Annotated in this window: 9 protein-coding genes and 1 pseudogene; 6 read left to right on the top strand and 4 right to left on the bottom strand. The window is 61.1% G+C overall.

Going from position 1 to position 8,241, the window contains the following annotated elements:
- Positions 1–852: 852 nt before the first annotated feature.
- Genes AB2L27_RS19890 through AB2L27_RS19875 form a run of 4 tightly spaced genes read left to right on the top strand, consistent with a single transcriptional unit; the run spans position 853 to position 3,601 of the window.
- A complete protein-coding gene (locus AB2L27_RS19890) occupies positions 853–1,602 on the top strand; it encodes a hypothetical protein (protein ID WP_370443229.1) in 750 nt (249 codons plus the stop codon).
- Positions 1,602–2,201 carry an SdpA family antimicrobial peptide system protein gene (locus AB2L27_RS19885; protein WP_370443228.1) on the top strand — a complete coding sequence of 200 codons (600 nt, stop codon included), beginning with the start codon at positions 1,602–1,604 and terminating at the stop codon, positions 2,199–2,201. Before AB2L27_RS19890 ends, AB2L27_RS19885 begins: the two co-directional genes overlap by 1 nt.
- On the top strand, positions 2,201–3,196 hold the full coding sequence (locus AB2L27_RS19880; protein WP_370443227.1) for a sporulation-delaying protein SdpB family protein: 996 nt from the start codon (positions 2,201–2,203) through the stop codon (positions 3,194–3,196). Before AB2L27_RS19885 ends, AB2L27_RS19880 begins: the two co-directional genes overlap by 1 nt.
- A 21-nt stretch (positions 3,197–3,217) precedes the next feature.
- Positions 3,218–3,601, top strand: a complete 384-nt coding sequence (locus tag AB2L27_RS19875) for an SdpI family protein (protein WP_370443226.1) — start codon at positions 3,218–3,220, stop codon at positions 3,599–3,601.
- Positions 3,602–3,795: 194 nt separating this feature from the next.
- Here the strand turns inward: AB2L27_RS19875 and AB2L27_RS19870 are convergent, their stop codons facing one another.
- The 3 genes and pseudogenes from AB2L27_RS19870 to AB2L27_RS19855 all read right to left on the bottom strand — a co-directional run bounded on the left by AB2L27_RS19870 (position 3,796) and on the right by AB2L27_RS19855 (position 5,887).
- Positions 3,796–3,876 carry an Lsr2 family DNA-binding protein gene (locus AB2L27_RS19870; RefSeq protein ID WP_370443230.1) on the bottom strand — a complete coding sequence of 27 codons (81 nt, stop codon included), beginning with the start codon at positions 3,874–3,876 and terminating at the stop codon, positions 3,796–3,798.
- Positions 3,877–4,028: 152 nt separating this feature from the next.
- Positions 4,029–4,148, bottom strand: a pseudogene (locus AB2L27_RS20175) (Lsr2 dimerization domain-containing protein); the annotation flags it as partial.
- Between the two features lie 323 nt (positions 4,149–4,471).
- Positions 4,472–5,887 (bottom strand): DUF4062 domain-containing protein, encoded by a 1,416-nt coding sequence (locus AB2L27_RS19855; protein WP_370443225.1) that lies wholly within the window; start codon positions 5,885–5,887, stop codon positions 4,472–4,474.
- A gap of 127 nt (positions 5,888–6,014) precedes the next feature.
- Here AB2L27_RS19855 and AB2L27_RS19850 point away from each other — a divergent pair, with 127 nt between their 5' ends.
- Entirely contained in the window at positions 6,015–6,293 is a 279-nt protein-coding gene (locus AB2L27_RS19850; RefSeq protein WP_370443224.1) for a hypothetical protein, read from the top strand.
- Positions 6,294–6,298: 5 nt separating this feature from the next.
- Here the strand turns inward: AB2L27_RS19850 and AB2L27_RS19845 are convergent, their stop codons facing one another.
- Positions 6,299–7,147, bottom strand: a complete 849-nt coding sequence (locus tag AB2L27_RS19845; RefSeq protein WP_370443223.1) for an IS5 family transposase — start codon at positions 7,145–7,147, stop codon at positions 6,299–6,301.
- A gap of 235 nt (positions 7,148–7,382) precedes the next feature.
- Here AB2L27_RS19845 and AB2L27_RS19840 point away from each other — a divergent pair, with 235 nt between their 5' ends.
- A complete protein-coding gene (locus AB2L27_RS19840; RefSeq protein ID WP_370443222.1) occupies positions 7,383–8,213 on the top strand; it encodes a hypothetical protein in 831 nt (276 codons plus the stop codon).
- Positions 8,214–8,241: the final 28 nt, after the last annotated feature.

Raw genomic sequence — 8,241 nt, 5'->3', positions numbered from 1 at the left:
CCAGGACGCAGGCTACCGCCTGGATCTTGTACTCATCGGTGAAGTGTCGTCGGGTCGAGCCCATTGCTACCGCCTACTTTCAGGTCAGGCAGCCAATCCGAGTGTCCACCGAATCGGGAACGGTCCAGTCGCGCTGTGGCGTGATGAGCTCGTCGAGAGGACTGACGGGGCAGCCCCCGGACGGGACACCTGTCGATGAGCGGGCGAGGGGAGCGGTTGCGAGTGATGCCGTCTGCATTGACGGTGCATCACCAGCTCATCGCTAGCGTCCGCCGACGTGGACCCCGTCGCTGTTGCCGTCGTCAGCGTCTCCCTCACCGGCGCCCTTGCCCAGCTGCTCACGACCTGGCGGCTGGCTATCAGGACCCAACATCACGAGACGCAGCTGGCGACGATCAAGAGCAACCGCAAGGGCCTCAAGCACACACACGCGGTTCTGTACCGGTCCACTGCTGGCCGTCACCGGCGAAGAAACCGACCGTCGAGGTCACCGCTTCGATGGCTCGGACGAGATCCATCGAGCTCGGCGTGCTGGTCAGTGGTGCATCCAGATGTCGGTCACGTTGGACCAGGCGGCCAAGGCCGCAGTGGCGGCGTGGCCGGTGTTCACGGGGTCGCTCGTGAGTTAGTCAGCTCGTGCACGAGCTATGCCTGACAGGTGGTCTGCGTCCGAAGCGTCACTACCACTTGACTGTTAGTCACCTACGAGTAGAAGATCAACCTCGGTACTCGGTACCTGGTGCCGGATGTGACCGCTCGGCCATCACGCTAGATGTTTCGCGGGTCAAATCCGTCAGCAGTGTGCGAATGCCCTAGGCAAGCAGTCCATTCACGCGATTACGGAGTGAGACCTTGAACCTGATTGGTCACCCTCGAACCTCCAGTGTTACGAAAAAGCTAAAGACAAAGGGGGTCGCATCCCTCATTCTCGCCTCTGTTTTTCTAGGAGTTTCACCCAGTATCGCTCTGGCCGACGGAAAATCCACATCCGCCCACGAAAAGAGCGTCAACAATACTGTCGAGAAGAAGAATGCGAAGGGAATTCTCCCTAAGAAAGACAAATACTCGGACGAAGATGTCCTGAAATTGCTCTTGGCTGGACAGGGGCCAATTGCTCAAAAGCATCCTGATTTGTTGAATCAGTTGGGCTTCGACCCTAATCGCCCGATGACGGACCCAGCTGTCCTCGACAATCTCGTCCAGCTCTACATGGACTACCACCCAGAGTTCAGTAATGAAATTCGCAGGCCACTGGAGACCGGTGATCCGCGTGCAGTCGAGCGCGCTTTGATTCGATTGACGGAAAAATACCGGGAATTTGCTCAGGATGTCCTTGGAATTAATTCCGACGAAATGGTGCAGGCTCGAGGAGCGTGCGATGGAGGGGCCAAAGCCTGCACTGTCGCCTACATCGCTGCTGTAGCGAATGGAGCAGTCTACGCAAATGTTGCTGGCGCCACATTTGTGTTCGTTGCGGCTGCTGCAGTTTTTGTCGTCGGTCCCGTCGCCTACTTGGATGACAAAACTGACCCGTACCAGAGAATGACGAGCATGGAAAAGGACATTGTAACGTTGAATCTTGCAAAGGCCATGTCTAGCTGATGCAGATTGACGGTTCTGGTCAGCGGAAGCCTAGCTTGACATCAGTTCTAGTCGGTATTACTTCCCTGGCTGTAGTGATGGCGGTTTTAATTACCACCATCTTTTACTCGCTTCCTAGTAACGTCTTAAGTGCGAGAGACGGGAGTAAAATTAGAAGGTTGAGTGTGGAATTGGCTCAACAAAGCTGGGTTTTCTTCACTCGACCCCCCTCATATAATGAGTTTCAACCCTTCAACGTTGAACAAGACGGCTCAGTTGTGTCGGCACTTGAGTTTCCGCAGAGTAACCCCAGCAACTTCTTTGGGATTAAGCGGACTCAGCGCGCTCAAGGACCTGAAATGGCGAACATCGTCAATACGATTGATGATTGGTTTGATTGTCGCAGCATGCCAAGCATGGATGACTGCGCGTCAGCCGCATTGGATGACGCGAAGCAAAGAATTTCGGTGATCAATACCTCCACGGCGCCAACTATCTGTGGACCTATTCTGATGGTCGAGTCCGAACCGGTGCGCTGGGTCTTCCGAAATGAATACGATGAGAAACGACTTCCGGTGCGGGCAGTCGCTCTTGAAGTTAATTGTTCGGGGAGTGCCTAATGTCGGCGACTCCTACCAGGACTGCGTACTCGATTCTGCCTAAGGCTTCGGGTGCGTTAAGACGGGTATCAGACGGCATCGCCTGGTTTGATGTCCGTACCAGCAGGAATATCGCGTGGGCTCGATCTTTAATTGCAGTCGCTCAGCTCAGTATTCTTGTTTTTACGCCGGCCAATTTCCTCTTTGTCCCAGTGGGTACTGAGCCCGCTGGGCCGAGCTGTAACGCATACAACGCATGGACCGCGTACTGCGCCCTGGATGAGTTTGACGCTAGTTACATTTCGTGGGCCCTAGTAGCTGGCTTGATCTTGGTGATCAGTGGTTTTTGGCCCAGGGTCACCGGAATCTTGCATGTATGGGTTACTTTCTCTATCAGTACGGCTATACAACTTCCGGATGGAGGTGAGGCGGCTGCTCAAGTTGTAACGGTATTCTTTGCACTTATTCTATTGTCGGATAATCGTCGAAATCATTGGATTATTGACACCTCCTCCCGTAAGACCTCCACTTTAACGCCGATCTCATGGGCGGCCTCTTGGGGGCTTCGCCTACAAATTTTCTGGATTTATATTAGTGCGAGCGTGGCCAAGTTTAGCGTTCCAGAATGGCAGGAAGGTAGCGCTATATACTATGTTGCGCGTCAAGTCTTCTTTGGGGTGGATGGCCCCCTAGAAGGCCTTCTGCTCTGGGCGACAAGTCAGCCGCTACTTTCGCTTGCCATCACCTGGGGGACAATGATCGGGGAAATTGCGATCGCTATCCTGGTCTTGTTGCCATATAGAGTGGCTCGATTCTCTTTGGTTTTGACGATGGTTTTCCATGGCGGCATTATTCTTGTGATTGGCCTATGGAGTTTCGGCTTGATCATGATCGCGAGTGTGCTGGGTGTTCTTGCGTCACGCCCAACGGTGGTAACTGTTTCGCTGCCTCCCCGGGGTAGTGCACCAACAGTGACTCAAAGCCGTCAAGATCAGGTATCCGACTCGCGTCTTTAAAAGCGACATTGGAGATATCGCATGGGAAAATTTGGTTATCTCAGCGCCCTTTTGGTGTTGGCGCTACTGATGGCTTACTCGCTGTGGCAACTTCAACCCTCGAGAATGAATAAATTGGGACGAAACTCTTGGGTCGGCATGCGATCTGATGCGACAACTCGATCCGATGCTGCGTGGCTTGCCGCTCATAAATCCTCATGGCCACTATCAAAAATCGCAGGAACTGTAGGGATAGCGGTCGTTCTGAGTGCCGCCTTAGCTATTTTAGTGGTACCTCCGTCGGCCGTGGAGCCAGTTGCAGCCGTAGCAATTATCGGGGGCATCGCGACCTACACCGCCTTGCTCGTATTCGCCTTCATTCGAGCCCAGAAAGCAGCAGAGCGTGTTAATCGAAACAAGGATTGAGCATGAGCAAACTAATTTGAAGCTTAGAATGGCAGACTTGGTGGCGCATGTGAGACAGTATCGCTCAATTCAAGATCCGCTGAGGGCCTTACGCTGCGTCAACACCTGCTCGTAGCGCATCACTGGGGTCGTCGCTGCAGCCCTAATTTGGGTGGATTAAGATCGCTACTAAGAAGGCCTCAGTCATTGGCTCCCTAAAAGCGGACGAGCAGGTCTTTGCTGAGTCGGCTGCGGTCGGAGACCTCGACGCCGTGCTCCTTGGCCCACTCCCGCACTTGCTGGGTGTCGGGCCGGTCGCCGGCCTAGCGGCCGTGGTCTTGGATGTGCCCCGTGTAGTCCGAGTGGTCCCGGCGTTGCGGCGGACGACCAGTTTGCGGCCGTTCTGGACGTACAGGGAGACCGCCTCGCGCAGCTGGCGGGTGTGCTTGTCGTTAAGGTCAATCTCGTGGGCCACGCCGTCAACGGCAAAGATGATCGTCTCGCTGGCTTCGGTGCCATCGAGGTCGTCGGTCAGCGGGATGCGCGTCGTTTGGGCCACGGGCTTCATGATGTCGGCCCGGTGCCGTGAAGGGGTCCGTAGGACGCAACGACTCGCGGAATGGGACCGCGGCGGCATAGGGCCAGGCCCTCTATGGCCTGCGGAATGGCGGCGCTTCGCTGGCTCATCGAGCCCGAGGCATCGCCACCTGCGGTCACCGGGCCGGTCCGCGGCGCAGGAAGGATCATGTACTGACGAGGTCCTTGAGGGCGTGCCGCCGCTGCCCTCCCAGACGGAGTGTGATGTCGTCCGAACCTCGTTCTGCTATGGCATTCCTGACTAGGTCGTTAGAGCGTCTGTGAGTAGCTCCTGGTCAACGCATGAACGGCTGGCTACGAAGTCGTGCGGAGTGCATCCCAAAGGTCGAGTGCGTCGCCCTCCACGGGTACCTCGAGCTCCCCGCGGGTCTGTCCATCCACGTTGGTCGCCGTCGCCCTCCAGGTAGCGCGAAGCGGGCTCGCAGTGCCCTCCGGAACGACCAGCACGACCGAATCCAGCGCCGTCTCGGCTCCCGGGCGCAGATGGATCGCGCCGTAGCGCAACGTCGCTGAGCCGCCGTTCTCGATCTCCACCGAGGAAGCGAATGACCCAGCACCGAAGCCCCCGAGCCTCGGAGGTCTGTAGTCGATCTGCGAGACCATCTCGGCCAGCTTCGAACTCGTCCACGGCCCCCACTTGCGCGGTCGCCGCGGCAGCCGGGCCAGCGGGTCCAGGTCGTCGTCCTCCTCACCCGGCTCCAGCGCCCGCACGTCACCTTCCACGTGCAGCTCGACCTGCACCTGCTGGTAGTTGCGCTCGGTCAGGTTGGTGACGATTGGGGCGAAGGGCACCAGGACGTGCGCGGCGACGTCATCGAGGGCCTCATGAAGAGCCGCCTCCAGCTTCTGGCCGTACTGCGCGACCTCCTGGCGGTACTCCTCCTCGGTGCGGTCCTCGTCGTGGTGCACTTCCAGTGCGTTCAGGCTGGCCTGGTGCCGAAGGATCCCACCGAGGTTCCACTGCCCGGCGCTGAAGTCCAGGCCGCCGCCGGCGTTCTCGGTGTTGCTCGTAGGCAGCTCTTCCAGCAGCTCGTCCACGGCGGCCTGCACGTAGGCGGCGATGTGCGCCTCGCTCGAGGTCACCGGCTGCAGCATCCGGCCGTCGGCGGACGCGGCCTGCAGCTGCAGCTGTGGGCCCCTGGTACCCGCCGTCGCCACCACACCCGCGGCCGTGGTTGCCGCTGAAGGGGTGGAGGCCGTCGCCTCCCCGCCTCGGACCCAGCCCGGGCGGGGGTGGTCGACGAAAGCGTTGTGCAAGGCGCGGGTCACCTCGTGGACGAGCTCATCCACCGTCTGCCACCGCTGAACAGTGTGCGCGCCCTCGACCTTCGCCCGGAAGGCCGCCAGAGCGCGCTTGCCCGTCTGCGTTGTCTCGACGGCATCGGCACGCAGGGCGCCGGGGTCGTTGTGCACGAAGGCCAGGACCGGGATGCCGTGGGCGATGGCGTAGTCGTACTCCCGCTCGGTGTAGCTGATCCCGTCTTCGTCCACCGAGCCGTACCGGCCGGCGATGACCAGGACGAGGTAGTCGGTGTCCGCCAGGATCGAGGTGATGACTCCCCACGGCGGGCGGCTGTCCGCGGAGAACAGCTCCATTCCTGCCGGGATGACCTGACGCATCCGCAGCAGCGCCTGCGTGAGCGCGGCACGCTCGGCCACCAGGTCGAGGTAGGTCGAGCTCAGGAAGGCCTGGTGACGAATGCTGGGCACGTCCTCAGCTTGGCATCCGCGTGCGTGGAGCGCAGAAGGCTCCGCTCACAGGCATACGGAGATAAAGGAGGTTATCTGCGGGTGCGGTGTCCGAGGTCTGTCCGAGGCGGGCACTAGCGTCGTGAGCATGAGCGGGCGCGACGATGAGCAGCGCGAAGAAACGCATGATGGTGACGGGGGTCAGCGCGACGACAAGCCGCATGGGCTACGACCCGACCTCGCCGAGGCGCTGCGCGCAGCTAGGGCAGCACTCGATGAGACACCTGCTGATGTCTTGAAGTCGATGCCGCCGTCCGCTGGGGTCACCTCCCAGACGCTGGGCTTGGACATCGCGAAGCGACTCGGGCTCGGTTCGTCACCGTTCCAGCAGCAGATAGACGTGATCACTAAGAGCGACCGGCAGTAGGGGCATCATCGGAGTCGACGAGTGGTGGGTCGCCCAGGCCAGCGGTACCGCTTGCGGGCCTCATTGACCAGACGCCGCAGGACAGTGATCGCAGCAGCCAGGTCGGTGTAGAACTGCACGACCGCCCGGCTGCGCTCGGTGATCCGGCGCAGCTTGCCGAACCCGTTCATCCAGGCGTGAGTGCGCTCCACCGGCCACCGCTTGCCAACCTGGATCGGCGCCTTCACCCCCTTGATCGCGATGCGCCCCTGCAACCCCAACTCCATCAGCAGGGCCCGGGTGTTCTTGGAGTCGTACCCGGCATCCAGATGCACCGTGACCTGCTCCGGCAGCGGGCCCAACGCGCTCAACCCGGCCAGCGTGGGCGCCAGCAGCGGTGAGTCGTGGCAGTTCGCGCCGGCTATCTCGACGTGCAGCGGGATCCCTGCCGCATCGACCAGGACCGAACGCTTCGTGCCGCCCTTGCCGCGGTCAACCGGGCTGCGCCCTGCGCACTCTCCACCTCCGACGGCTTTGGTGATGGACCCGTCCACCGACACGTCGGTCAGGTCCAGGCCGATCATCGTGTCGTAGGCGACCAACGCCTGGGCGAAGACGTCGTGCCCGATCCCGGCGGCGGCCCAGGCGTGCAGACGGCGGCGGATGGTGCGGTCCGAGCAGCCCGGGACGGCGATGCGTTCCAGCCCCGAGCCGTGGACCAGAGCGGCCAGGACGAGGTCGAAGACGACGCGGTCGGGGATGCGGCGGCGGTGGCAGCCCAGCGGGTGGGTGGGGTCGAACTCAGGTCGGTTCGGCAGCAGCGTGGCGAACTGGGCCCACAGGGGTTCGGTCAGTGATGATGGCAGGACGGGCACGGGTTCTCCGGTGAGCTTGAAGCGTAGAGAACTCCATGATCACCGGGGCCCGTGTCCGCCCCGGCTCGTGACACGCCGACCCCGTCCAGCCGCCGGGTGCTGGCCCGTCGTGACACCTACTGCCGGTCGCTCTAAGCTGGTCAGGTCGCAGACGGACATCGCCAACCGCCTAGGGCTCGCCTTCTCGGCCGCCTCGCTCTCGACCGAGTCCTCGGCCTTCCATCAGCAGCTCGACATGATCACCAAGCTCACCAAGCCGCAGGCCCCGATGATGCTCGACAAGTTCAACTTCGCCGCGTTGCTGCCGCAGTTCAACGTGGCAGCCTTGCTTCCCAGGTACGACGTCGCTGCCTCGGCCCTCGGGCGCGTCGACGTGACGTCGTTCTTGCCGCGTCTTGGGTACCCCGCATTCAGCGACCTGCTGGAGTCCCTGCGCAAGGACGAGCCGCCCAACTGGGACGGCGTCGACATCGACATCGACCTCGTTACCGCCATCGTCAGCGATGACGGCATCCCGCTGGTCTGGGTACCGAGGCCGGCCATCGTCGAGGCCCTTCTTCAGGCCCCCGACCGCGACGCTCGTGTGGCTGTGCTCCTCACACACGTCGAGGACCTGACCGAGGACTGCCACTCGGTCCTCGACGATGTCGATGACGCCACCTTGGTCGGCCAGAAGCCGCTGGCCGTGGCTGCCGTGACTGCCCTCGCCAAGGGGCACCACGAAGCAGCACAAGCCCTAGCAGTGTCGGTGACCGAGACCGCGGTAAGCCGAAGCCTGGGCAGGAAGTACACGAAGGTGAAGGAGCAGGTTCTCTTCGACCCAGACCTCGTGCCCTGGACGCAACTGCGGCTTCGCGCTGCGCTGGCGCCGATCTACCCCTTCTACACTGACTGGTGGCCGAGCCAGGGAGAACCTCCTCTCGAAAAGCTGAGTCGGCATGTCTCGGTCCACCACGCCGACGTATCCCGGCTCTTCGGATCTGATGGTGGGAAGTTCAGCCTGACCTCTTCTTCTTCCGTCGGGTCCGCCAGGGACGGGTGCCATCAGCAGCGAGCAGGATCCTGATCCGGTAGTTCGCGAAGTTGCGGAACCC

This window comes from Kineococcus halophytocola, assembly GCF_041276425.1.
Classification (GTDB): domain Bacteria; phylum Actinomycetota; class Actinomycetes; order Actinomycetales; family Kineococcaceae; genus Kineococcus; species Kineococcus halophytocola.
The sequence above is the reverse complement of the archived record's forward strand: the minus strand, read 5'-3'. Positions and strand labels throughout refer to the sequence as shown.